This window comes from Solitalea longa (genome assembly GCF_002920915.1).
In the GTDB taxonomy this organism is placed as follows: Bacteria; Bacteroidota; Bacteroidia; order Sphingobacteriales; family Sphingobacteriaceae; genus Solitalea; species Solitalea longa.
On record NZ_PQVF01000004.1, the window covers coordinates 305,850 to 331,772 of the forward strand.

The following is a 25,923-nucleotide window of genomic DNA, read 5'->3' on the forward strand; positions in this document are numbered from 1 at the left end:
GTTATGAGCTTGGGTCGCTGATTTTGGTAAGAAAAATAGTTTTGATTTGATTAGTAACCAACTTACTATTACCTATTTAAATTAAGAAATTTTAAGCTAAATCTAAATTTAAAATGATTAAAAGTTGATTATTTCATTTGCCAAATTTTGGCAATAAAACTACTAATACTGGTAGTAAATAAAATAATAGTTAAGGAACTTGCTGGCATGAGTATGGCCGCTATCACAGGTGAAAGTGTTCCCTGCATTGCGAATGATAAGCCAATAAAGTTGTATAAGATACTTATAACGAAGCTGGCCATTACAATTACCTTTGTTGCTTTAGCATATCGGATAAAAGTTGGTAGATTTTTTAATTCATCTCCAGCCAAAATTGCATCACAAGCGGGCGAAAAGTTATTTATCTCGTCAGAAACGGCGATACCAATATTGCTTTGCTTTAAAGCACCAGCATCATTCAAGCCATCCCCGATCATCATAACTTTCTTGCCTTTTGCTTGATAGTTTTTTATAAAGTCCAGCTTGGTTTCAGGTGTTTGATTGAAATTAAGAACTGATTCATCACTGAAAACACTCGACAAATAGTTTTTTTCTGCTTCATTATCTCCCGAAAGCAATAAAAGTGAATAATGATTTTTAAGCTTTTGAATAAGCTTATCGATACCTGACCTGTATTGATTAGTAATAGTAAAACAACCTAATACTTGCTCGTTTATGGCTATGTATACTTTACCAGCGGTATTCACCGAATCATCATTTACACCCAAATAATTTGCAGAACCTATTCTAATTAATGTAGAATCAACTTTAGCCTCGAGACCAAAGCCTGGCACCTCCGTTAAACTGTTTATTGCAAGGCTATTTACTTTTGGCAAATAAGCTGAAATTGCTGTGCTGTATGGATGAACTGATTGGTTTGTTACTGTCCGGATCTGTTGTTTTTCAACTTCTAAAAGAGCCTTACCAATATAATGCACTTTCGTTTCACCGGTTTGAGTAATGGTACCTGTTTTATCAAAAATTATAGTATCGGCCTCTGCAATTGATTCAATAACAGTGGCATTTTTCAAATAGAAGTTATTACGACTAAAAATGCGCAAAACATTTCCATTCGTAAAAGTTGAAGATAGTAACAGTGTACAAGGACAAGCAATGATCAGCATAGCCGAAACAGCGTTTAGTATACGTGAGGAATCATAAATACCCCAGTAAATAGCTGTTAGGCCTGCAAGACTAAACAAAACCACAGTAAAATAGCGGCTAATAGCATGAACATAGGATTGTTTTTTGTCCTCATGGTCATTAAAAACATCTTTATTCCACAACTGGGTGAGGTAACTATTAGACACCTCCTTAACCACCTCCATCTCCAATGCACTACCAACCTGTTTACCCCCTGCATATATAATTTCACCCGGCATAACCCTTACAGGAACCGATTCGCCGGTAACAAAGCTATAATCAATATTAGCCTGCCCAGTAAACAAAATTGAATCTGCCGGTATCATTTCATGATTTTTTATAACAATCCGGTCACCAACCTTTACATCTGTAATAGGAAGATTTTCTTCTTCATTAGAAGCAGTTTTAACTGTAACAGCTATAGGGAAATATGATCTATAATCTCGTTCAAATGACAATTTTCTATACGTTCTATCCTGAAGATAACGGCCCACAAGCATGAAAAACACGATACCACTCATCGAATCAAGAAAGCCTGCGCCTGTACCGCTTACTATTTCATAAACACTACGTAGAAAGGTGATCACCACTGCCAGCACAATTGGTGCATCGATGTTTAAAAATTTGCGTTTTAAACCTGCCCAGGCAGATCGATAGAATAAGGAAGCGCTATAAAAGAATACGGGTAAGGATAACCCTAAGTTCAGGTAGTTGAAAATAGTTTTAAGTTGATGGTCAACTGTTCCATCTGAGAAATACTCAGGGAAGCTTAACATCATTATATTAGCAAAACAAAACCCAGCGATACCTAATTTGTAGATCAAACCTCTTTCAACCGTATCAGTCTTTTTTGAAGCTATATCATTAAAATTAAGATAAGGTTCATAACCAACGCTGGCCAGTAATTCGGCTATTTGCTGAAGATTCGTTTTGCTTTCGTCATAAATAATTGAAATTTCTTTTATGGTAAAATCAACACGAGAACTTAAGACACCCGCATTTAACCTGTTTAGGTTTTCTAACAACCAAACACATGAACTGCAGTGAATTTGTGGTAAAAAGAAGGCTATATGTGTTTCTGTACCATTGGTAAACCGAACAAGTTTCGATTTAATTTCAGGTTTATCTAAAATTGAAAACTTTGCAGATGATTTATGTTTAGACTTTTGAGACTGTCCAGGAAACTTGGTGATGTCGTAATATTCGCAGAGTTGATTTTCGGAAAGTATTTCATAAACTACTTTGCAGCCATTACAGCAAAAAGCCCTATTATCAAACTCGATTTGTTCTTCTTCACATTCCAGGCCGCAATGATAGCAAGTAATTTTAGTATCAGTTAGTTGCATATGTCCACAATTACATTACCGGCCATAGTACCGGTAAGGACAAAACTATTCCCGAAAAATCAAGAAAAACATGATATAAATCATGCCTTTCTAATTATAAATATTGGCTCTTTTGAGCAGTTCTTTAGCGTTTAGAATTTTGATCTTTTTACCGACGAATTCAATAAGCCTATCAGTTTTCAATTCTGAAAGCAGTCGAATAGCCGTTTCTGTAGCAGTACCGGTTAAATTGGCAATTTCTTCTCTGCTTAAAATAATTTTGATACATCCAGAGTCTTCATCTTCTCCAAATGTTTCTTTTAGAACCAACAAATTCTCGGCTATACGCTCTCTAACAGGTTTTTGAGCAATATCGGTTAATTTATTTTCCGCTCGTTTTAGATCAGAGGATAAAAGTTTCACTAAATTCAGTGATAAAGATGGACTATTATCAAAAATCTGAAAGAAATCCTTTTTAGGAATAAAACAAACCTCTGTAGCTTCTAAAGCTATAGCACTACAGTCGTAAACTTCATTTCCAAGTAAAGCACGGTAACCTAACACATCACTTTCCTTAGCGAATCGGACAATTTGTTCTTTACCTGATTCACCATGTTTCGAAAGTTTAATCTTTCCTTTATGAATACAATAAATGCCAAAAGGTCTATCACCTTCAACAAAAATCTCTTCGCCTTTATTGAAAGTTATGTGCCCTTTATGAGAGTCAATTACTTCCAATTCATTATCCCTTAGCCCACAAAAAACCGAATTATCGCGAAATTCACAGTTTTTACAGCTAAAAGCATCATCATGTTTTTTTGACATAACAAACAGTATAATATATATTTAAAGCGTTTCCAAAAATAGCATTAAACTTTATTTGTTACTACATAAGTATGTCAAAATAATATTTTAATCCTATTGAGCTGAAATCATACGATAATTTGAACGCGAATAAGTATAGTTATTATCAAGAATATTTTCAAAATCTACAGCTAAAGAAAGGTCTATCCAATCGGCATTAATAGACCTAATGATCTTTTCTTTTTGAGCCTTTGTCAAATACTGCAATTCTGCAAAGCGCTTTTGTAAAAGCGATTCATTCTCAAATTGCTCGAAATAAACCAAGCGTGAATAATGATCATTTATGCCAAAATGCAAATTAGGGATCGACCTGAACTTATTAATAGTATTGATCAAATTATCACTCGTCCCAACAACAATACTTGAACGATTCCGATCAGTCATAAAATAGATGTAACGTTTTCCAACTTTACTATTATTCTCTTTTGCGAAACTGTTAAAAAGTGCCATAACCAGGTTTATAAGGTGTTTTAGTATTAGTTTTTTTTATTATTTCTTGACAATACCAAAATTGTCACTAACTTTATTAGCAAATATATGCTATTATTTTTAGTATAATAAAATTTTTGGCAAAAAATTTATGGGAATAATTTCACAAAACTTAAAATACCTTCGAAAACGAAAGGGCATCACTCAGCAGCAATTAGCTGATAATTTAGAGGTTAAAAGGGCCGTAATTGGTGCTTATGAAGAAGACCGGGCTGAACCTAAGACCGAACTCCTTATTAAAATGGCTAATTTATTTAGCATATCAGTTGATGAGTTTATTTCAGAACGCATAAATGATAAATGGTTCGCTAAAAAAGAAAAAACTGCGGAGGAGGAAAAAAACAATGCTGCATCAGGTTTACGGATTTTAAGCATTACGGTTGATTCTGAGCAAAACGAAAACATCGAATTAATTCCAGCCAAGGCCAGCGCGGGCTACCTTAATGGTTATGCCGATCCACAATATGTTGCTGAATTACCTAAATTCCATCTTCCTTTTTTAAAAGGAGGAACCTTTAGGGCTTTTGAATTAAAGGGAGATTCTATGCTTCCATTGGAACCCGGAACCATTGTGGTTGGGGAATACATAGAAAACTATGGCGAAATTAAATCGGGAGACACCTATGTTGTTTTAAGTAAAGATGAAGGAATTGTGTACAAACGTGTGACCAATAAAATTAAAGAAAACAAAAAGCTGTTTTTGGCTTCTGATAATAAGCAGTATGAAACTTATAGCATAAACGCGGAGGATATTCTTGAAGTTTGGAGAGCCAAAGCCTTTATCAGCACCGCCTTCCCTACCCCTTCTACTGAACCATCTTTAGAAAAGTTAACTGAAATGGTTGAACAATTGCAAAAAACAGTAACAAAGCTTAAAACAAATGATTAACCGCTAAACTGTTGAAAATAAAAACATGCTGGATCTAAACTTTGGTGAATTTCCAATTTTAACCACGAAAAGGCTCAGGTTACGACAGGCTCAAACTAAAGACACAGATAAACTTTTTGAGCTCAGAAGTCATCCGTATGTATTAAAATACCTCGACAGAGTTCCACCTAAATCAACTGATGAAATAAGAGAATTAATCAAACAGATTAAAAAAATATATTCATCAAATGATGGGATAAACTGGGTAATAACCATCATTGGAAACGATGAAATAGTCGGAACAATCGGATTTTGGAAAATTCAGAAGGAACACCATCGGGCAGAAATTGGCTATATGCTTCACCCTGATTTTTGGAGGACGGGAATAATGTCGGAAGCTTTAGATTGTGTTTTGGCATATGGTTTTAACCAACTGAATTTTCATTCTGTTGAAGCTAATGTAAATCCTGCTAACAACGCCTCTATAAATCTTCTTAAAAAATTGAACTTTATTCAGGAGGCTTATTTCAAAGAAAACTATTATGCAAATGGTAAATTTCTTGATTCAGTAATTCTCTCATTATTAACACCTAATAAATAAAGACAGTTTTTTAAGCAGTGCTTTAAACCTTTCTCAATCAGTTTCATCAAAAAGTAAAATTTATTAAGATGAAAAAACTGATTATGGCTGTTGCAGCCTTGTTAATAACGGTTGCAGCCTATTCACAAGAAAGAACTCCTCGTGGTGCAGAAGAAAGGGCTTCTATGCAAACACAAAAAATGACAAAAAGCTTGTCATTGACTGATGACCAGCAAAAGAAAGTGCAGGACATTAACTTAATGTATGCCAAAAAAGTAGACGAATTGAGGGAAGCCAATGCCGGTGACCGGGAAGCGATGTTTAATGGCCTGAAAAAAATTGATGGAGAAAAAGATGCGGCATTAAAGGTTGTGCTTTCTGAAAAACAAATGGCCGATTATGAAACTCTAAAAAAAGAGCGAATGGATAAAATGAAAGACCAAATGAAAGAAAGAAAAGGATATAAAAATACCCCTAATAAAAAAGATACAGTTTAATAATTCATCCATTTTGTTTTAGTGAAAAAGACATCCAGCGGATGTCTTTTTTTATAACTTGCAGTTCCCAAAACAAACGCATGTCTTCAATTGAGAAATTTTTAACTAGTCAAATTAATAAGCTTAAAGACAACCATTTATTCCGAACCCTAAGTGCAAATTCGGATTTGGTTGATTTCTCTTCAAACGATTACCTTGGGTTTTCCCGGTCAAATCTACTGAAGAATGCAATTGAAGAGGAACTTGCCAAACAGGCCAGTTGGATGATTGGATCAACGGGCTCCCGGTTGATCTCAGGTAATACACAATATGCTATCGATCTTGAAAATGATTTGGCAAAGTTTCATAATGCAGAAGCGGGCTTATTGTTTAACTCTGGATATGATGCCAACCTGGGTATATTTTCATGCCTCCCGCAAAAAGGAGACACTATAATTTTAGATGAAAAAATACATGCCTGTATAATTGATGGTTCTCGCTTAAGCTATGCTAACAGATATAAATTCAGACATAATGACCTAGGCAGTTTAGAACAAAAGTTAAAAATTGCAAAGGGAAATATTTTCATTGGAATTGAAAGCGTGTATTCGATGGATGGCGATTCTCCTGATCTAGTTGGCATGGTTGAATTAGCAGAAAAATATGAGGCGAACATTGTTATTGATGAAGCTCATGGAGCTGGCGTTTTTGGACCAAATGGAAAAGGCTTGGTTAGTGAACTAGGACTTGAAAAAAAAATTTTTGCACGCATTCATACTTTTGGTAAAGCAATTGGTGCTCACGGCGCTATAGCTATGGGTTCAAAAGCACTACGTGACTTTTTAATTAATCATTCCAGAAGTTTTATATATACTACAGCTGCTCCTTTTCATAGTTTGGCTGCAATTAAACTAGCATACAAAGAGTTAAACAAACAGCCTCAATTGCAAACTGATTTGCAGAATAAGATCTTACTTTTCAAATCAAATCTTGTAAAAAACAACCGTTTAATTGAGAGCTATTCCCCCATTCAATCGGTGGTATTTTCAGGTAATGAAAACGTATTGAAAGTATACGAAGCGCTTAAAAATAAAGGATTTAACGTGGGAGCGGTTAGATCTCCAACTGTTGCAAAAGGAATGGAGCGAATTAGGGTTTGCCTGCACCTGTTTAATTCAGATGATGAAATTTACAGATTGGTAAATGAATTCAATCAATACTTATAAAAAATAACTAATGGTAGTTGGTAATCAGGATTCTATTTACTCTATTTATCCCCCATAAAACCAAACCATTAAGTATGTATGCGCTAAGAAATTCTACTATTTACACCGGAACCAGCATTGAGCAACGAAAGGCCATTTTAATTGACGAAAGCAACATTATTGATATCATTAACGAAAAAGATCTTCCTTCTGATATAAAGTGTTATAATTTAAATGGATTAAATCTGGCGCCGGGCTTTATTGATCTACAAGTTTATGGAGGAGGAAAGGCTTTACTATCAGTTAATCCCACTGTTGAAGCTCTTCATACGATCAATGAAAGTTTTCAAAAATCAGGAACCACACGCTTCCTGATTACCATTCCAACAAGTTCACCAGAAATCATTTCGGCTTGCATTAAGGCCACCAAACAGTATTTAGACGAAGGTGGTTCAGGGCTAATAGGGCTCCATCTGGAAGGACCTTTTATTAACTCTGAGAAAAAAGGTGCTCATAATGAACATTACATTCAATCTGTTTCATTAGCTGATTTAAAAAAATTAGTAGAAGAAGCCCAGGGTGTTGTAAAAATGATCACTCTTGCCCCTGAACAGTGCAATGCTGAATGTATTGAATTTTTACAGGACAATAATATTATCATTTCAGCAGGCCATAGCAATGCAACCTACCAACAAGCTAAAGATGCATTTGATTTGGGAGTGAATACCTGTACGCATTTATTCAATGCCATGTCGGGTTTTTCACACCGTGAACCAGGCCTTGTTGGTGCCATTTATGACTCAGATAATGTATATGCCAGCATCATTCCAGACGGTTTTCATTCCGATTTTGCAGCAGTAAGAATCAGTAAGAAGATCATGAACAATCGTTTATTTATTATCACCGACGCAGTGGTTGAAAACCTTAAAGGTGATTTTATTTACAGAGCTGAATCAGGAAGATTTGTTGATGGGAAAGGTACTCTTGCCGGATCGTCATTAACAATGATGCAAGCAGTGAAAAATTGTATTGAAAAAGCAGACATTGATGTAGACGAAGCCATTCGGATGGCAAGTACTTATCCTGCAAAAGTTATAGGGCTTCAGCATCATCTTGGAAAAATTGCCCCTGGCTTTGCTGCTGACTTTGTAGTTTTTGATGACAGTTATCATGTTCATAATATTGTTTCAGAAGGCAGGTTCATTGCCATTGATTAACTAATAATTTGACAAGTAAATCATACCTTTGGCTTCCTTCTATGCAGAGGAGGAAGCTAAGTATGATTACGCAACCTAAACCTTATTTTATTACCGGAATTGGAACCGGAATTGGGAAAACGCTGGTTTCGACAATATTGATTGAAAAGTTTGGTTGGGATTACTGGAAACCGATACAGTCCGGTGATCTCGAAAACTCCGACACGCTTTCCGTTCAAACGCTATTAAGCAATAACACAACAAATTTTCATCCCGAAACATATAGGTTAACTCAACCTTATTCCCCTCATAAATCAGCACGAATTGACGGTATTACTATTGACTTAAATAATTTCAAACTACCTCAAACTGATAACCAACTTTTAATTGAAGGCGCAGGAGGCTTGATGGTACCATTAAATGAACACTCACTAATTATCGATCTGATCCAACAGCTTAATGCCGATGTTATCTTGGTTTCGCAAAATTACCTTGGAAGTATCAATCACACGCTCCTTTCATTCGAGATCTTGAAAAAAAGAAATATCCCCGTAAAAGGCATCATATTTAATGGAGCAGCTGACCCAAGTACCGAAGAATTTATTTTGAACTACACCAACACACCCTGTTTAGGAAAAATACCAATACTCGAACCGGTCAATAAAGAATCTATCCAATCGGCCGGAAAATTTATTATCGAATTTTAAAAATCAATATAAAACCTAATTAATTAATATAAAGCCAAATGAAAAAGCTGCTAATTTCCTGCTTACTAATCGCAGTAAATACATTTGTATTTGCACAAAAAGTTTCTCCAAAATTTAATCAGAAAGAGGTAGAACGTATTATTTCCACTCTTGCCTCCGACAAAATGCAAGGTCGGGCTTCCTTTACACCTTATATTGACAAGGCAGCTAATTTTATCAGCACTGAATTTAAAAAAATAGGCCTCAAAACTTTCAACAACAGTGGAAGCTATCTTCAGTCATTTAAAATGGTTCAACCTAAAACTATTAAAACGATTGCGACATGGAATCAGCAACCACTTAATGAAAATCATATAATTGCATTTACGTCAAGGCCTGAGCTTAAAATCAATGAAACCTCGGGATATGAAAAGGTATTTATTAAGGCCTCTGATAATTTTTTCACTGTTGCGCGTCAATTAATACCCGGCAAAAAAAATTGCCTGGTAATGGTAGATTCAGAGCATGCGAAAAAATTTGACCGTTTAAACTATCTGAAGGAGTACCTATTTAAAAGTGAAAACAGTGTAGTTTTTGTACTTACTAACGAAGAACCAAAAACGTTTTCAATAGAAATCTCTCATGAAATTAAAGAACTTAAGCTGGCTAATGTGGTGGGCGTTCTTCCAGGTAAAAAGCTAAAAAATGAATATGTGATCTTTTCAGGTCATTATGACCACTTGGGCATAGAAAAACCGATTAATGGAGATTCGATTTACAATGGAGCAAATGATGATGCTTCTGGTATTACCGCCATTATTTCGTTGGCAAAATATTATAAAGAGCTAAACAACAATGAACGAAGCATCATATTTGTTGCTTTTACGGCCGAAGAAATTGGCGGCTTTGGTTCTCAATATTTTTCAAACCAGTTAGATCCCCAAAAAGTAGCGGCAATGTTCAATATTGAAATGATTGGAACTGAAAGCAAATGGGGAACAAACTCAGCCTACATTACCGGTTACGAGAAAACCAACATGGGCGAGATCTTACAAAAGAATTTAAAAGGAACAAACTTCACTTTTTACCCCGACCCATACACTGAGCAACAATTGTTTTATCGTAGTGATAATGCAACCCTCGCACGTAAAGGTGTTCCGGCACATACCATTTCTACTTCCAAAATGGATAATGAACCGAATTACCACAAATCAAGTGATGAAGTTAAAACACTGGATTTAACCAATATGAATAACATCATTAAATCAATTGCAATTAGTGCCGGTACAATTATTAGCGGAAAAGACACGCCTACTCGGGTAGATGCTTCGCAATTGAAATAATATTACTGTGGTGGATAAGTCACGAATAAAATACAAGCAGAACGTTAAAAATTGATAGTTAAGCCAATAGAATGAATATTTTTGGCTAGAAGTTTAATAAACCTTTCAATGAAGTTTAGTTATAAAATTATTGCCATTGCTTTCCTATTAACATCGGGAGCAATAACCAGCTTTGCACAGCAAAAAGAAATTTCATTACAAGATGCCATTCTTGGTCGTCAGTCAAAATTTGGAGAAGAACGCTTACGGGGTTTACAATGGGTAAAAAACAGTAGCAGTTATTCTTATTTTGATGGAAAAAATCTGATGATAGGATCTGTAGCCAATACCAAAGCAAATCCGATTTTATCATTGGATGAATTGTCAACTATTTCGGGAGAATCATTTAGAAGCTGGCCACAATTAATGTGGGTTGATGCAGATCATTTCAAACTTACAGTAAATGGAAAATTCATCTTAGTTGATCTGAAATCAAAATCGGCTCAAACACTAAATTCATTTACTAAGGTAGCTGAAAATCTAGACATTGAGCCCTCTACCGGCAATGCCGCTTTTACCAAAGGAGATAACCTATTTGTTAGTATTAATGGTAAAGAATCACAAGTTACAAACGATACACAATGGGGAATTAAAAACGGAAAAAGTACGCACCGTGAAGAATTCGGCATTGCAAAAGGAACTTTTTGGTCACCAAAAGGAAACTTATTAGCATTCTATCGTGAAGATGCGACTATGGTAACTGATTATCCATTGGTTAACACTGATGTTCGTCCAGCAAAACTGGAAAACATTAAATACCCTATGGCTGGTATGAAAAGTCATGAAGTTACTGTTGGCGTTCATAACCCTAGCAACGGTAAAACTGTTTTTCTACAAACAGGTGAACCTAAAGAACAATATTTGACCAATATTCATTGGAGTGAGGATGAAAAATCGGTTTTCATTGCGGTATTGAACCGTGACCAAAATGAATTGAAATATAACCAATACGATGCAGCAACCGGAAGTTTTATAAAAACGCTGTTTACTGAAACACATTCAAAATATGTTCATCCCGAGCATGAAGCCATTAATCTTAAAAATTCATTTTTATGGCAAAGTGAAACCAAAGGTTTCAGCCATTTTTATCAATATGATTTAAATGGAAAGTTGATAAAAGATATAAACACAGGAAAGATCATTGTTAGAAAATATCTAGGCATTGATGCTACAGAAACCAAGCTTTATTTCACTGGTAATCATGCGGACAGCATTGACATCCAGGCGTATGTGGTTGATATCACCAAAAAGGCGAATAAACAAGGAGAACTTGTCCCAACTCGTCTTTCTAAAGAAAATGGATTTCATGATCAAGTGAGTTTATCAACCGATGCGAAATTCATTATCGACCAATTCAGCAGTACCAATGTTCCATTAAAGATCAACCTTATATCTGTGGATGGAAAAACAACTTCTACCCTATTGAATTCAAAAAATCCCTTAAGTGATTATAAGTTTGGCTCTAATGAATTGGTTAAATTAAAAGCCGATAATGGAACACTTCTTTATGGTCGAATGATTAAACCGTTTGACTTTAATCCGAATAAAAAATACCCGGTTGTGGTTTACGTTTATAACGGACCGAACGTTCAAATGGTTACAAATACCTGGACTACCGGTGCGCCTTATTGGATGTATTACCTTGCCAATAAAGGATACATTGTATTTACTGTTGATGGACGCGGAAGTAAAAACCGTGGACAAGCATTTGAGCAGGCTACTTTCCGTAATTTAGGTCAAGAAGAAATGAAGGACCAATTAGTGGGAGTAAATTATCTTAAATCTTTGCCATTTGTGAATGCCGATAAAATGGCAATCCACGGTTGGAGTTACGGTGGATTTATGACTACGAGTTTAATGACTAAATATCCTGATGTTTTTAAGGTTGGTGTTGCAGGCGGGCCGGTAATCGACTGGAGCTATTATGAAATTATGTACACAGAACGTTATATGGATACTCCTCAGGCAAATCCAGAAGGTTATGCTCAAACATCGTTGCTTGACAAAGCTAAAAACCTAAAAGGAAATTTATTGCTTATACACGGAACTGTTGACCCGGTTGTGGTTTGGCAACACAGCCAAAATTTTATTAAAAAGTGTATTGAGAATGGAATTCCGGTAGATTATTTCGTTTATCCGGGTCATGAACACAATGTTAGCGGTAAAGATCGTGTGCATTTGTACAATAAAGTAATTGAATACATCGACGAGAAATTAAATAAACCTGAAGCTAATACAAAAGCAGCAAGTAACTAATACAAAATGGCCCCAAATTGGGGCCATTTCATTATAAAAAAAATACTGTTTAACTACTTTTTTTAAAATCTATATCCAATATAAAAATTCATAACGGAATTACGTGTAGAAAAACTCGGTAATGTTATAGGTAACTCATCCTCATTCTGGCTGTTTGATTCGTTAACAATGTTGCTTAATCCCATATAATATTTTAAACCCATAACGAACCCTTCTGCAATAGCTTTAGATGTAAATTCAACCCCTCCATTCAAACCATAATCAAACTTATTAAAGTGATGGGTAATTGTAGACTGGTAATCAGTATTTCCACAACCGCAATTGGCTTTTAACAATATACCGAATTGCATTCCAGCAAAGAAACTGGCCCATGGAACCGGCTGATAGTTTACCGAAGGAGTTAAATAAGCGTAACTACTCACAAGAAAACCATCATTGGTACCATACTCATTATATCCATAACCCTGTCGCGAAAATATTAAATCCGACTGAACACCAAACTTATCCCAAGCCCGCCAAAGAGCTGATGCCCCCAATGAATATCCTGAATAATTCTCTATAGTATATGATGGCTGACTGTTGGTAATGCGAGAAAGATTATACCCGCCAACAATCCCGATTTTAATAGGTGCAACTTCCTTATAACGATAGTTTTGAGCGAAGATCATTAAGGGCATTGCGATTAGAAAGAGCGAAATTTTTAGAGTTTTCATAATGTAAGAGCGATAATTACTGTAAAGAATATGTTAGTTCAAGATGTTTCCATATGAAAAGATTATATATAATTTAGGGAAAAATAATAAAAAAAGCCCCAAAATTGGGGCCATTTTTTATTTAAAGTTAAATAGTTTAGAAAAAAGTATTATTTCACAATTTTCATTTCTTCAACAATGTGAGGAGCGCCTCCTAATTTATCAATGCACCATAGAACATAACGGATATCGGCACAAATTGTACGCTTATATTTCTGATCAAAAACAATATCTCCTGACATTGCTTCCCAGTTTCCGTCAAATGCCAAACCGATCAGCTCTCCTTTACCGTTAATTACAGGACTTCCTGAATTACCACCGGTAATATCATTATTACTAATGAAGCCAACAATCAATTGTCCTTTTTCGTTTGCATACTGTCCGAAATCTTTCTTATTATACAGTTCAATATAATTAGCAGGTAAATCAAACTCCGAATCTTTAGGAACATATTTTTCCATCACCCCGTCAATGGTGGTTACGAAATCATACTTCACCGCGTCTTTAGGGGCATAAGCTTTAATATTACCATAAGTTAAACGCATAGTTGAATTGGCATCAGGATACATCAACTTGTTTGGATTCATTTCCATAATCCCTTTAACATATTTTTGTCCCAATGTTGCATTGGTAGCGTTAAAATCATTTACGCTTTTCATAAAATATGTTTGGTATGCTGAAGTGAACGCCATCATATACTGATATGCCGGGTCATTTTGCAATTTTGCTAAATCTGGTTGAGCTAAAAAAGCTTCAGTTTTCGCTTTTGATGCAAACATGGTAGTGGCATATAAGTCATCGCTATATTTTTTGAATGCTGTTTCCGGATCGTCAGCTCCGTATTTGTTCAAAATATCGCCAATTAACGATGGATGTTGTCCTTTTGGAATATCATTGTAAAAAGCTAATAATGTTCCTGCTAAAATCTTTTTATCAGAAGGAATGTTAAACGATTTGAAATATTCTTCGGTTGCATCTTTCATTGAAGCTGCAGTATTGGTTTTACCTGATCTCAAACCATTTTCAACAGTCATAAATGACCTGGCAAAAGCAATTGCAGAAGCACCATTGATACCTTGCGACATGTAAACAGGGTACAATGCATACGGTGTATACGCTTCGTAAGCTTTACCGAAATCAGCTAAAATCGATGAATATTCAGGTTTATCAGCTGCCCAAGTCTGAAATTTGGCTTCTTCAGTTTTTTTGTAGTCATAAACCTTTAAGTGTTTTAACTGTTCAGTTTGACCAATAAAATATTTCCAGTAGTTGGCAATATTAGCATAGTCGGCAGAAAGCAATAAGCGAACGCTGTCACTTTTCTCCATTTGTTCTTTCCATGCTTTTAAACGAATATCACGAAGTTTTACAATAGCTGGGTTTACTTTCTCTACGGCCAACTTAATACCATACGAATTTTCATAACGGTTGGTACGACCAGGATAACCAAACACCATACTGAAATCGCCCTCTTTAACACCTTTTAATGAAACAGCTAATGAACGTTTAGGAGTAAAAGGAACGTTATCTTTTGAATAATCAGCAGGCTTATTGTCTTTGCCGGCATAGATACGGAACATTGAAAAATCTCCTGTATGACGTGGCCAAATCCAATTGTCGGTATCTCCACCAAATTTACCTACTGATTGTGGAGGAGTACCCACCAAACGGATATCAGTATATTTTTCGGTAATGAAAACAAAATACTGGTTGCCTTTGAACATATCACGAACAAATGCTTCATATTTTGTTCCTGCTGTAGCCTTTGTTGTAATTTCTCTACTCACTTCGGCATATTTAGCAGCTTTTTCTTCGCCTTCCAAACCTTTAGTTGCCTCATTTACCTGTGCAGTTACATCTTCCATTCTTACTAAAAACGAAACGAACAAACCTTCAGCCGGCTTCTCATCTGCATTACTTTTAGCCCAAAAACCATTATCAAGGATGTTATCCTGAGGAGTACTTTTTGATGCGATTACATCATACCCACAATGGTGATTGGTTAAGATGAGTCCTTTATCAGAAACTATTTCGCCTGTACAAAAGCCACCAAACCAAACAATAGCGTCTTTTAAACTGCCTTTGTTGATATCATAAATATCCTTCGCAGTTAATTTAAAACCCTGGCGTTTCATTTGATCATAATTTTTATTGATCAACATAGGTAGCCACATCCCTTCATCGGCTTTTACTACATTAGTAAAACCAATAACAGCTAGCGCTATTAGCAGAACTTTTTTAAACTTCATAAAATTAATTTGAAGGTTGAAAAATAGGGGTTTCTGAATTTCTAACAGTGATTATTACTTAATTGTTACATTCTAAAAATAATAAGGCTGTAACTTTTACAAGCTACAGCCTTTATAAGGATTCGACATTATTTTATACTTCCCTGTGTCTAATATGGGTTTTCATGTATTCGTCAACCGACAGTGGGCCCGATCCATAAACAAAGTAGAACACCAATAAACACAAAACAACAATCGACAACCACAGTTCTGAATTCAGAGCATCAAAACCCGGAGCCATATTGATAAAGAACACTGCCCCTATTAATATCGGAATTTGAAGAACCGCAGCAAATCGGGTTAGCAACCCAACTGCGATCAACGGGCCGAAAACAAGGTGAGCAAAACCAATGTAGTGAACAACAAATACCGGAACGTAATTAAACGTTCTACTTATTAATTCTTGTAATGGTTGAATGTCGCTAACAAACGTAATTCCTTTAATGAAAATAAAAAGTCCTAAAATCATTCTGACAACATCGAGCCAGCGGGTATGATGGGTATCCCCCCAGTGCTCTGCTTTTTGAACCAAATTCATTGTTTACCTCCGTTTTAATAGATAAAATTTAGCATTAATAATCCAAATATCAAATAGTTCTCTTTACACTTTAGTTGAAAACAACGGAATAAAGGATAGCCTATCAAAAAAGTTAGTAATAGAAACGGTTCCGGCACCATAAATTCTGTTAGCTACATAATTAAATACTGATCCCCCAACAACATTAGTCATAACAAATGGAAAACTCGTATTTGTATCAAGGTTGATATTTTCGAATATACCAATGTTATCCCCTGGGCTTAGCATTAAATTTTGGTTAATTCGGAAAATCATTTTCATAAGATTTGCAATGGCCGCTATTTGCATTGATTAGCTGAAATGCAGAATGATTTGTTACATTTGCACTGCTAAAAACCGCATGTATAATTTATTGTTATAGGGCATGAGGTCTCCCTAAACCGGGTTAGCTTATTAAACAAACACATTCATAAAATTTCTGAACGAACTATGAATTACGATGTAATTGTAATCGGTAGCGGACCAGGCGGTTATGTAACTGCTATCAGGGCTTCGCAATTAGGACTTAAAACTGCAGTAGTAGAAGCTGAAAACCTTGGTGGTATCTGCTTAAACTGGGGATGTATTCCTACTAAAGCATTACTAAAAAGCGCACAGGTATTTGAATACATTCAGCATGCAGCCGATTACGGTGTTAAAGTAAACGGTCACGAAGCCGATTTTTCTGCTATTATTAAACGTAGCCGTGGTGTTGCCGATGGCATGAGCAAAGGCATCCAGTTCTTAATGAAAAAGAACAAAATTGATGTTATCACCGGTTGGGGTAAAATTAAAAAAGGCGGCAAGGTTGAAGTTAAATCAGCCGACGGTAAAATAGCCGAATATAGTGCAAAACATATCATTTTAGCCACCGGTGCCCGTTCTCGTGAACTCCCTAATTTACCTCAGGACGGTAAAAAAATCATTGGATACCGTCAGGCAATGAATCTTGAGAAACAACCTAAATCAATGGTAGTTGTTGGTTCAGGTGCTATTGGTGTTGAGTTCGCTTATTTCTATAATTCACTCGGAACAAAAGTTACGGTTGTTGAGTTTTTACCTAATATCGTTCCTGTTGAAGACGAAGATGTTTCTAAAAACCTTGAACGCAGTTTCAAAAAATCGGGAATTAATATCATGACCAATGCCTCGGTAGAATCTGTAGATAAATCGGGTGATATATGCAAAGTGAATGTTAAAACCGCAACAGGAACCCAGGTTCTGGAAGCTGAGGTTGTATTATCGGCTGTAGGTATTACGCCAAACATCGAGAACTTAGGTTTAGAAGAAGTTGGTGTTAAAACTGACAAAGGCCGCGTGGTTGTAGACGAGTTTTACCGCACAAATATCCCTGGTGTTTATGCTATTGGTGATATCGTACCTGGTCAGGCACTTGCTCACGTAGCTTCTGCCGAAGGTATTATTTGCGTGGAGAAAATTGCAGGTCACCATCCGGAGGCATTAAACTATGGTAACATTCCGGGATGTACTTACTGTACCCCTGAAATTGCATCAGTAGGTTTAACTGAAAAAGCAGCAAAAGAAGCCGGTTATGAAATAAAGGTTGGTAAATTCCCGTTCTCGGCATCAGGTAAGGCAAGTGCGGCCGGTGCTAAAGATGGTTTCGTAAAAGTGATCTTTGATGCTAAATACGGAGAGTTCTTAGGTTGTCATATGATTGGTACCAATGTTACCGAAATGATTGCAGAAGCTGTGGTGGCTCGTAAACTTGAAACTACCGGATTGGAGGTTTTAAAAGCGGTGCACCCTCACCCAACAATGAGCGAAGCTATTATGGAAGCTACCGCTGATGCTTATGGTGAAGTTATTCACTTATAATAAAAAACTAAAACTCTGAGTTTTAATAACTTCTTATTTTTTACATAAAGGAGATGGAGAATTATATAAATTATCCATCTCCTTTTTATATTTTGGAGGCAAAATTTAGATCAAACTGCGATGCAAACAACAACAAAATCATCCTTGTTTCTAACATTCGTTCTCTTCTTGTTTTCCGGTAACATCGATGCAAAACCTATTTTAAACAGTGTTGAGCAGCAAATTGCAGCTGTTAAGCCTGTTTCAAACATTGAGAGCTTTGCTGGCAAATGGGTACTTGACAAAATTATCGACAAAGACAAAAAAGCCACTACAGAATTACCGTTAAGCAAATTGGAACTGGACTTAATGTTAAGTGGCAAATGCAAAATTTCTTATGGAACCAGCCAGGGAACAACCGATTTTGCTGACATTGCATGGTCAACCAAAGATGTTTTTGGTGTAGAAAATGCATGGATAAATAAAGACATTTTAGGTGATGCCAAGCTAAGTGGTTTCACAGCTCCTTTCCCATTCTCTCAATTTACTGGCCCGGTTCTTACGCCTACTAAAGTAAACGGAGCAACGTTATTTGAACACCTGGAATGGGTGATAGAATACAAGGGACAGCAATATACCGTTCAATTGAAGAAAGCTTCTGCTTAAGCATACACAATTTCATATAAAAAACGCCCCGAATTGCTCGGGGCGTTTTTTATTTTAGCGCCCTGCTAAGTTAAATTCATTTTATATCAATCACTAAATTTGACGCATGAAGTTACACACGATCAATACCGGTTATTTTAAACTCGATGGAGGGGCAATGTTCGGCGTGGTTCCAAAGTCGATATGGCAGCGAACCAACCCTGCAGATGGAAACAATTTATGCACTTGGGCCATGCGCTTGTTATTAATTGAAGACGGCAACCGATTGGTTCTAATTGACACAGGAATTGGCAATAAGCAAGATGATCGTTTTTTTAGCCATTATTATCTCCATGGCAATGATACATTAAGCTCTTCCTTACAAAATCTTGGGTTTGATAAAGATGATATAACTGATGTATTTCTAACGCATTTCCATTTCGACCATTGCGGTGGAGCTATTGAACGGAAAGGAGAACAATTGGTACCGGCTTTTAAAAATGCAACATTCTGGAGCAATGAAGATCACTGGAATTGGGCTGTTCAACCAAACGACAGGGAAAGAGCATCGTTTTTAAAAGAAAATATTTTACCAATTAAAGAAAGTGGTCAACTAAAGTTCATTCAGCATTCAGAAGGAATTGAGTTTTCACCTGATTTTAAGATTCGCTTTGTCTCGGGTCATACCGATGCCATGATGCTTCCACAAATCAGTTACAAAGGCAAAACAATCGTTTATTGCGCTGACCTACTTCCTTCTGTTGGACATTTACCCATTCCTTATGTAATGGCCTATGATACTCGTCCTCTTGAATCATTAAAGGAGAAGAAAGCCTTTGTTGAAGAAGCCGTAGCAAATGATTATATCCTATTTTTCGAACACGATCCTTTAACCGAATGCTGTACACTGCAACAAACCGAAAAGGGGATCAGAGCAAAAGAACTTTTCAAACTAGAGGATATTTAGACCGCCATATTAATTAAAAAGGAAATGTGAAAATTCAGTACACGTTTCCTTTTTAACATTGTGCTGCCTTCTGAGAGTAAAAACAGCTTTAAAAATAAATCATCAGCTAATTTAATGTTTAAACAAATTAAATATTGAGATTTTATTTTTCACAATAAATTTGTTTTTTCAAAATTGATTTTGTTAAATTGTAAATTGTAATCGCTCTCAAACAATATACTCCTATTGACTTTTTTGACTCACTACCGTGTATTTTTTTTAAAACTTTTTAAAACATTTTCTACGTTTTGTCGTATAAGATGTATACTGTTTTGCGATTCCACGCCTAAATCAGCATTATTTTTCACTTAACGACACATAATGAGACAACTAAAGATCACTCAATCTATCACTAATCGTGAAAGTCAATCTTTAGACAAGTATTTACATGAGATCGGGAAAGTTGATCTGATTACCGCCGAAGAGGAGGTAATACTTGCCCAAAAAATTCGCGAAGGCGACCAAGTAGCCTTAGAGAGGCTTACAAAAACCAATTTACGTTTCGTGGTATCTGTTGCCAAGCAATACCAAAATCAGGGACTTACTCTTGGCGATTTAATTAATGAAGGTAACTTAGGCCTTATCAAAGCTGCAAAGCGTTTTGATGAAACTAAGGGTTTTAAATTTATTTCATACGCCGTTTGGTGGATCCGTCAGTCAATTCTGCAGGCCATTGCAGAGCAATCTCGTATCGTCCGTTTACCATTAAACCAGGTTGGTTCGCTTAGCAAAATCAGCAAAGCATATTCAAAATTGGAACAGGAATACGAGCGTGAGCCTTCACCTGAAGAACTTGCTGACATTTTAGAAACTACTGTTGATAAGATCTCTGACACTCTGAGTAATTCCGGCCGCCATGTTTCTATGGATGCCCCATTTGTTCAGGGTGAAGAAAACACTTTGTTAGACGTTCTAGAGAACACAGACACCGCCGCTACCGACAGCATGTTGATCAGCGAGTCACTTTCTGAAGAAATTAAGCGTGCTCTATCAACTTTAACAGAACGTGAACGAGAAATTATTGTACTTTTCTTCGGTCTGGGTTCAAACCATCCCCTTTCGTTAGAAGAGATAGGTGAGAAATTTAATTTGACGCGTGAGCGTGTACGCCAAATTAAAGATAAGGCATTGCAACGTTTGCGTCACACATCAAGAAGTAAGATCCTTAAATCATACTTAGGATAGAAGATTTTTTGACTCTTATATTGAAAAGTCCTGATTGAACATCAGGACTTTTCTTATTTTTGGCCCACCAATCAATCAATATTTACTTGCATTATGAAGCACAAGTATGAGTCGGAGCTCAACTCCTGGATTCAAAAAGAAAAGAAAGCTTTAGAGCTTATTAACGTCGTGGGAAAATTGTGGTACGACAAATCGATCGAGCTAGTGATTTTCAGAAAACCTGTCATCGACATTGGTTCAAGCGAAATTCTTAAAAATCATTTGTACGCACAGGAAATCAGTCAAAAGCCCATCACTATTGATGAAACTTTAGGTCTGGCCAAAGAAATTGAAAAAATTGAAATGGCTCCTTCCCGTATCGATCTGGGTCGTTTAGCGGAAGAATGGCTTAAAGAAAAACAATGGTTTGATACCATGGGTGGCTTTATAAAAGCAAAACTTGCCTCGCATATTGGCAAGAACAAAATTGACCTGAAGCCTAAAGATGTGGTTCTATTTGGATTTGGACGTATTGGTCGTATTGCTGCGCGCGAATTAATTGTTCAGGCGGGCAAAGGAGAACAACTTCGTTTAAGGGCTATTGTAACCCGCAGTAATACCGATGATGACATTATTAAACGTGCCGAATTATTACGCAATGATTCAGTTCATGGTCCTTTTTCGGGAACAATTGTAGAGGATCTATCAAATAAAGCCTTAATCATCAACGGTCAAACAGTGAACATGATTGCGGCTAAAGATCCTTCAGATATTGACTATACTCAGTATGATATTCACGATGCATTAATCATTGACAATACCGGTATTTCCCGTGATCGTGAAGGCTTGGGCAAACACCTGAAAGCAAAAGGCGTTGACAAAGTATTACTAACGGCGCCAGGCAAAGGTGACGTTCCGAATATAGTTTTTGGTGTTAATCAAGCTGAATTCAACGGCACTGAGACTATTTTCTCTTCAGCCTCATGTACAACCAATGCCATTGTTCCTGTATTGAAAATTGTTAGCGATAAATTTGGTATCGAGAAAGGGCATATCGAAACAGTGCACTCTTACACCAACGACCAGAATTTATTGGATAATTACCATAAGAAATCTCGTCGGGGACGGTCAGCAGCCTTAAACCTTGTAATTACTGAAACAGGAGCTGATAAAGCCGTTTCAAAGGTTTTACCACAATTAGCAGGACGCTTAACCGGCAATGCAGTTCGAGTACCTACTCCAAATGTTTCTTTGGCTATCTTAAATTTAACCTTAGATAAGAAGATCTCTAAAGATGAGATTAACCATGCATTGAAACATGAGTCGTTTCATGGTGAATTAGTTGAGCAGGTAGAATTTTCTATTTCAAACGAATCTGTTTCAAGCGACATGATCGGCAACTCACATGCTTCAATCGTTGACGGACCGGCAACTATTGTTTCTAAAGATGGAAAATCGGTTGTTCTTTACGTTTGGTATGATAACGAATATGGCTACACTCGCCAGGTAATACGTTTGGCTAAGCATATTTCAGGAGTTATTCGTTTGAGGTATTATTAGAAAATGATCTAAATGATATTATAAGGAAACACCGATGCAAATTTGCATCGGTGTTTTCATTTAGAGTAAATTATCCTTTCGGATGATCAATTATCCGGAATTTCTGGTTCCACTAATTTTGCCAGTTTTTCTAAAGATTCCTGCCAACCCAAATAACACATTTCGGCAGGTATCACTGATGGAATATTTTCCTGAATGATTTTAATTTCAGTCCCAACCAGTACCTTTTTCAACCATACTGAAGTGATCATTTCGCCAGGCAAATTGGGATCGTCAAATTTATCGGTATACTTAAAAAACTCACCTGGTTTAATCTCCAGGTATCTTCCACCAAAAGAATGACTATTGCCCGTTGAAAAGTTATGGAATGACATTCTAAAAGTACCATCAACTTTCACATCCATCTCATGTACCGTACAAAGAAATCCATAGGGCGGTAACCAGGATGCAATTGCAATTGCTTCGGTAAATGCCCGAAACACCTTTTCGGGGGCTGCTTTAAGCACACGATGTAAAGAGACACTGTTGTTTGACATATTAAACTGATTTATAGACTGTTGCACCTATAGATAATCACTAACACTCATAAATTTACAAATAACACAATGAATACACTATTTAAATTAGTTTAATCATTATTAATCTGTATAATCTAGTATTCGGGTTGTACTGGCTTATTTCTTAGAATGTTTTCAATACTTGCCATTACTTTGGGCGTTAACTTCTCCACCACTTCTATTGCTCCCAGGTTCTGTTTCAATTGATCCACTTTTGATGCCCCTAAAATAACGGTGCTTACATTCGGATTTTTTAAACACCAAGCCAAGCCCAGTTGCGCCATCGGCACTTCCAATTTTTCAGCCAATTGTCCCAAACGTTTTACTTTTTCAATGCGCTCCTTCACCAGGGTACGATTTTTTAGCCAGTCCATTCCTTCTATCGATAAACGTGTATCTTTTGGATCGGCATTATTATACTTGCCCGAAAGCAACCCAGAAGCCAAAGGTGACCATATGGTAGTTCCCATACCAAAATCGCGGAACAATAGCGTGTATTCCTTTTCTAATTTCTCACGTTCAAACATATTGTACTGCGGCTGCTCCATTAACGGACCAATTAAACCGTTTTTAGCGGCATAATAATGCGCCAAGGCGATCTCAACCCCACTCCACTCTGAAGTTCCCCAATACAAAATTTTACCCTGCTGAATTAGTGTGTTCATAGCCTGAACTGTTTCTTCAATAGGGGTGTTTTTATCTGGCCGGTGGCAAAAGAATAAATCAAGGTAATCAACTTGCAAGCGTTTCAATGCGGCTTCACAAGCTTCGAAAATATGTTTGCGGGATAAACCACGTTGGTTTGGCAGATCCTTCTCCCATCCAAAGAAAACCTTACTCGAAACTATGTAGGTACTTCTCGACCAATCTTTAGATTTCAATATCTTACCTAAAACCAATTCCGCTTTTCCACGGGCATAAATTTCGGCCCCGTCAAAAAAGTTCACTCCATGTTCATAAGCTGTGCTTAAAAGTGTGTCGGCAGTTTTGTCATCAATTTGCTTTCCAAAGGTCAGCCAGGTTCCAAATGACAATGCACTTACCTGCAGGCCCGATTTTCCTAGTCGTCTGTATTCCATTTAATTATTTATTGAATGATAGAATTAATTATCGAATTATATCAGGGATGATAGTTTTGCAACTACAATATACATGCTCTTCATTAATCTTTTAAAGCATTCTTTGTCATCTATTTCATTTCCTACTTTTGGAGCTTAACTCTCCTCCTCCTTTTAACAGCAGATGCAATATAAACGTAAAGAATTTATAGTTGTTTTAACACTTGGCTTATTAACTGCGCTCGGTCCTTTTTCCATTGATATGTATTTGCCGGCATTTCCTACGCTGGCATTGGCATTAAATAGCTCAATTGAACATATACAACTCTCATTAACAAGCTTTTTTATAGGCATTTCTTTCGGACAATTAATTTACGGTCCCATTACAGATCGTTTTGGAAGAAAAAAACCATTGATCTTTGGATTGGCAATTTATGTCCTGGCTTCTTTAGGCAGCTTATGGGTTCATAATGCCGAACAGCTAATTGCCTTAAGATTCATCCAAGCCTTGGGAGCCTGTGCAGGAATGGTGGTTTCACGAGCAATGGTACGTGATATTTTTCCATTAACTGAATCGGCCAAAGTATTTTCAATGCTTATGTTGGTAATGGGCATAGCGCCAATTGTGGCCCCTACTGTAGGAGGTTTTATGTTGAAGCTGGGTGGTTGGCAGGCTATTTTCCTCACGCTTGCCGTTATTTCATTTTCCATGCTGTTAATGACGTTTTTTGTGCTTCCGGAAAGTAAAGCCGCCGACAGTTCCATTCAGTTAAAACTTTCATCCGTTATAAAAGAATATGGGGAAGTTATCCAAAACAGTATTTTCTTAAAATTTAGCGTTTTAGGCAGTTTGGTATCGGCCGGATTATTCTCCTACATAGCCGGATCGCCATTTCTTGCTATGAAGATCTATAAGATCTCTGCTGAAAACTACGGGTTACTATTTGGTTTAAATGCAATTGGGATAATTGGGGGAAGCCAGGTAAACAGGCTTCTTCTAAAGCGATTTGAAAGTATTCAAATTATTAAATCAATGGCCATTGTGATGATCATTTGTGCGATTTTATTACCGGTTTCGGCTTATTTTAATGCCCATATGACCGTGGTGCTGACCATTCTATTTTGTTTTATTTCTTGCTACGGTTTTATTAATCCGAATGCATCGGCCATCGCTTTATCCCCTTTCAGCAAAAACGCCGGTTTTGCTTCAGCACTTCTGGGTTCGTTGCAAATGTTGTTTGGAGTATTGGCTTCGGCCTGCATAAGTTTTTTTCATAACGGTACCGCCATGCCAATGATGTTCATTATATCTGTTTGCGGTGTTTGTGTATTCTTTGTTAGCCGTATAGCTGTTAAGGAGCAAATAAAGTTTGCTTAATACTGATATCGTTCAAGAACAACTGATTTTATTACGGCATCTCGCAGATCAAAATCAACGTGTTCTTCGTGTTCTCTATAGGCATCGAAAGACTCAAATTTATGAGCATGCCCGCTATGTGCTGCCTTAGCTCTTACAACTTCCTCTACCTTATTCTCAATGTTGGTGTAGTCTGTAGTTTTTATTTTAGCAGGCTTTATCTCATTGGTATCAACCCTTACAATGGGCTTTTCGTGTTTAGGTTCTCTGTAGTCTCTTTTATATTGAGGCTCTGCAGGTTGATCTGTTTTCGTTGAAGGAATCTCCATAAACTCTTCCATAATCACTTCAAAAGGAGATTTTTTTACAGGTGGCGGACCTACAGTTTGATAGGGTGTTGCACTTTTAGATGGAGTTGGTTGCCCAGCCGGAGCCGACCATGTAGGTTTTGCTTTAGGTTGTGCAGTTGGAGAGTTTGAAATTTCTTTAGAAGACTTTTTAGCTTTTTCCTTATTAGCCTGATTTAATCCACGTAAAATGGCAATTATGGCAAATATGATAAATGGAATAAACTCTTTGAACTGCTCCATGAACGATGTTTATAAAAAAATTCTACTAAAAATGATTTAGTAAATATATTTAAACCCTTTGAG

24 protein-coding genes are annotated in these 25,923 nt (G+C 36.6%); 14 read left to right on the plus strand and 10 right to left on the minus strand.

What is annotated here, in order from left to right:
• Positions 1-128: 128 nt before the first annotated feature.
• The 3 genes from C3K47_RS07070 to C3K47_RS07080 all read right to left on the minus strand — a co-directional run bounded on the left by C3K47_RS07070 (position 129) and on the right by C3K47_RS07080 (position 3,821).
• Positions 129-2,528: a heavy metal translocating P-type ATPase gene (locus tag C3K47_RS07070; RefSeq protein ID WP_103788424.1), complete on the minus strand. Its 2,400-nt coding sequence runs from the start codon at positions 2,526-2,528 to the stop codon at positions 129-131.
• Between the two features lie 90 nt (positions 2,529-2,618).
• Positions 2,619-3,245, minus strand: a complete 627-nt coding sequence (locus C3K47_RS07075; RefSeq protein WP_243392506.1) for a Crp/Fnr family transcriptional regulator — start codon at positions 3,243-3,245, stop codon at positions 2,619-2,621.
• A gap of 180 nt (positions 3,246-3,425) precedes the next feature.
• Positions 3,426-3,821: a GIY-YIG nuclease family protein gene (locus C3K47_RS07080; RefSeq protein ID WP_103788426.1), complete on the minus strand. Its 396-nt coding sequence runs from the start codon at positions 3,819-3,821 to the stop codon at positions 3,426-3,428.
• A gap of 130 nt (positions 3,822-3,951) precedes the next feature.
• On the opposite strand from C3K47_RS07080, the gene C3K47_RS07085 reads away from it, so the two are divergent.
• The 8 genes from C3K47_RS07085 to C3K47_RS07120 all read left to right on the plus strand — a co-directional run bounded on the left by C3K47_RS07085 (position 3,952) and on the right by C3K47_RS07120 (position 12,509).
• Entirely contained in the window at positions 3,952-4,749 is a 798-nt protein-coding gene (locus C3K47_RS07085; protein WP_103788427.1) for an XRE family transcriptional regulator, read from the plus strand.
• A gap of 25 nt (positions 4,750-4,774) precedes the next feature.
• Positions 4,775-5,329, plus strand: a complete 555-nt coding sequence (locus C3K47_RS07090) for a GNAT family N-acetyltransferase (RefSeq protein ID WP_103788428.1) — start codon at positions 4,775-4,777, stop codon at positions 5,327-5,329.
• A gap of 68 nt (positions 5,330-5,397) precedes the next feature.
• Positions 5,398-5,805, plus strand: coding sequence for a hypothetical protein (locus tag C3K47_RS07095; protein ID WP_103788429.1), 408 nt, complete (start codon positions 5,398-5,400; stop codon positions 5,803-5,805).
• Positions 5,806-5,885: 80 nt separating this feature from the next.
• On the plus strand, positions 5,886-7,010 hold the full coding sequence (locus C3K47_RS07100; RefSeq protein WP_103788430.1) for an aminotransferase class I/II-fold pyridoxal phosphate-dependent enzyme: 1,125 nt from the start codon (positions 5,886-5,888) through the stop codon (positions 7,008-7,010).
• Between the two features lie 74 nt (positions 7,011-7,084).
• A complete protein-coding gene (nagA, locus tag C3K47_RS07105) occupies positions 7,085-8,206 on the plus strand; it encodes an N-acetylglucosamine-6-phosphate deacetylase (RefSeq protein ID WP_103788431.1) in 1,122 nt (373 codons plus the stop codon).
• Between the two features lie 62 nt (positions 8,207-8,268).
• Complete coding sequence (bioD, locus tag C3K47_RS07110; RefSeq protein ID WP_103788432.1) at positions 8,269-8,892, plus strand: dethiobiotin synthase; 624 nt, start codon at positions 8,269-8,271, stop codon at positions 8,890-8,892.
• Between the two features lie 38 nt (positions 8,893-8,930).
• The gene (locus C3K47_RS19735) at positions 8,931-10,214 is read left to right on the plus strand and encodes a M20/M25/M40 family metallo-hydrolase (protein WP_103788433.1); all 1,284 of its coding nucleotides are present in this window, start codon (positions 8,931-8,933) and stop codon (positions 10,212-10,214) included.
• A gap of 108 nt (positions 10,215-10,322) precedes the next feature.
• Positions 10,323-12,509 carry a S9 family peptidase gene (locus C3K47_RS07120; protein ID WP_103788434.1) on the plus strand — a complete coding sequence of 729 codons (2,187 nt, stop codon included), beginning with the start codon at positions 10,323-10,325 and terminating at the stop codon, positions 12,507-12,509.
• 62 nt (positions 12,510-12,571) lie between these two features.
• Here the strand turns inward: C3K47_RS07120 and C3K47_RS07125 are convergent, their stop codons facing one another.
• The 4 genes from C3K47_RS07125 to C3K47_RS07140 form a co-directional block, all read right to left on the minus strand.
• Entirely contained in the window at positions 12,572-13,222 is a 651-nt protein-coding gene (locus C3K47_RS07125) for an outer membrane beta-barrel protein (protein WP_103788435.1), read from the minus strand.
• 149 nt (positions 13,223-13,371) lie between these two features.
• Positions 13,372-15,510 carry a S46 family peptidase gene (locus C3K47_RS07130; RefSeq protein WP_103788436.1) on the minus strand — a complete coding sequence of 713 codons (2,139 nt, stop codon included), beginning with the start codon at positions 15,508-15,510 and terminating at the stop codon, positions 13,372-13,374.
• A 133-nt stretch (positions 15,511-15,643) separates the two neighbouring features.
• The gene (locus C3K47_RS07135; protein WP_103788437.1) at positions 15,644-16,087 is read right to left on the minus strand and encodes a DoxX family protein; all 444 of its coding nucleotides are present in this window, start codon (positions 16,085-16,087) and stop codon (positions 15,644-15,646) included.
• Positions 16,088-16,150: 63 nt separating this feature from the next.
• Complete coding sequence (locus tag C3K47_RS07140) at positions 16,151-16,381, minus strand: hypothetical protein (RefSeq protein WP_133159344.1); 231 nt, start codon at positions 16,379-16,381, stop codon at positions 16,151-16,153.
• Positions 16,382-16,555: 174 nt separating this feature from the next.
• Between C3K47_RS07140 and lpdA the strand changes: the two genes are divergently transcribed.
• From lpdA to C3K47_RS07165, 5 genes are all read left to right on the plus strand, one after another.
• Entirely contained in the window at positions 16,556-17,944 is a 1,389-nt protein-coding gene (lpdA, locus tag C3K47_RS07145) for a dihydrolipoyl dehydrogenase (protein WP_103788439.1), read from the plus strand.
• 120 nt (positions 17,945-18,064) lie between these two features.
• Positions 18,065-18,589: a hypothetical protein gene (locus tag C3K47_RS07150; protein ID WP_103788440.1), complete on the plus strand. Its 525-nt coding sequence runs from the start codon at positions 18,065-18,067 to the stop codon at positions 18,587-18,589.
• Between the two features lie 106 nt (positions 18,590-18,695).
• On the plus strand, positions 18,696-19,535 hold the full coding sequence (locus tag C3K47_RS07155; protein ID WP_103788441.1) for an MBL fold metallo-hydrolase: 840 nt from the start codon (positions 18,696-18,698) through the stop codon (positions 19,533-19,535).
• A gap of 360 nt (positions 19,536-19,895) precedes the next feature.
• Entirely contained in the window at positions 19,896-20,759 is an 864-nt protein-coding gene (locus C3K47_RS07160) for a sigma-70 family RNA polymerase sigma factor (protein ID WP_103788442.1), read from the plus strand.
• Between the two features lie 93 nt (positions 20,760-20,852).
• Positions 20,853-22,298 carry a glyceraldehyde-3-phosphate dehydrogenase gene (locus C3K47_RS07165; RefSeq protein WP_103788443.1) on the plus strand — a complete coding sequence of 482 codons (1,446 nt, stop codon included), beginning with the start codon at positions 20,853-20,855 and terminating at the stop codon, positions 22,296-22,298.
• Between the two features lie 86 nt (positions 22,299-22,384).
• Here C3K47_RS07165 and C3K47_RS07170 read toward each other — a convergent pair whose 3' ends face one another.
• Both C3K47_RS07170 and C3K47_RS07175 read right to left on the minus strand, forming a co-directional pair.
• Positions 22,385-22,834: an SRPBCC family protein gene (locus C3K47_RS07170; protein WP_103788444.1), complete on the minus strand. Its 450-nt coding sequence runs from the start codon at positions 22,832-22,834 to the stop codon at positions 22,385-22,387.
• Positions 22,835-22,950: 116 nt separating this feature from the next.
• Complete coding sequence (locus C3K47_RS07175; protein ID WP_103788445.1) at positions 22,951-23,934, minus strand: potassium channel beta subunit family protein; 984 nt, start codon at positions 23,932-23,934, stop codon at positions 22,951-22,953.
• A gap of 163 nt (positions 23,935-24,097) precedes the next feature.
• Between C3K47_RS07175 and C3K47_RS07180 the strand changes: the two genes are divergently transcribed.
• Positions 24,098-25,291: a multidrug effflux MFS transporter gene (locus tag C3K47_RS07180; RefSeq protein ID WP_103788446.1), complete on the plus strand. Its 1,194-nt coding sequence runs from the start codon at positions 24,098-24,100 to the stop codon at positions 25,289-25,291.
• On the opposite strand, the gene C3K47_RS07185 is transcribed toward C3K47_RS07180, so the two are convergent.
• A complete protein-coding gene (locus tag C3K47_RS07185; protein WP_103788447.1) occupies positions 25,288-25,860 on the minus strand; it encodes a hypothetical protein in 573 nt (190 codons plus the stop codon). The two genes, C3K47_RS07180 and C3K47_RS07185, sit on opposite strands and share 4 nt — an antisense overlap.
• Positions 25,861-25,923 lie beyond the last annotated feature (63 nt).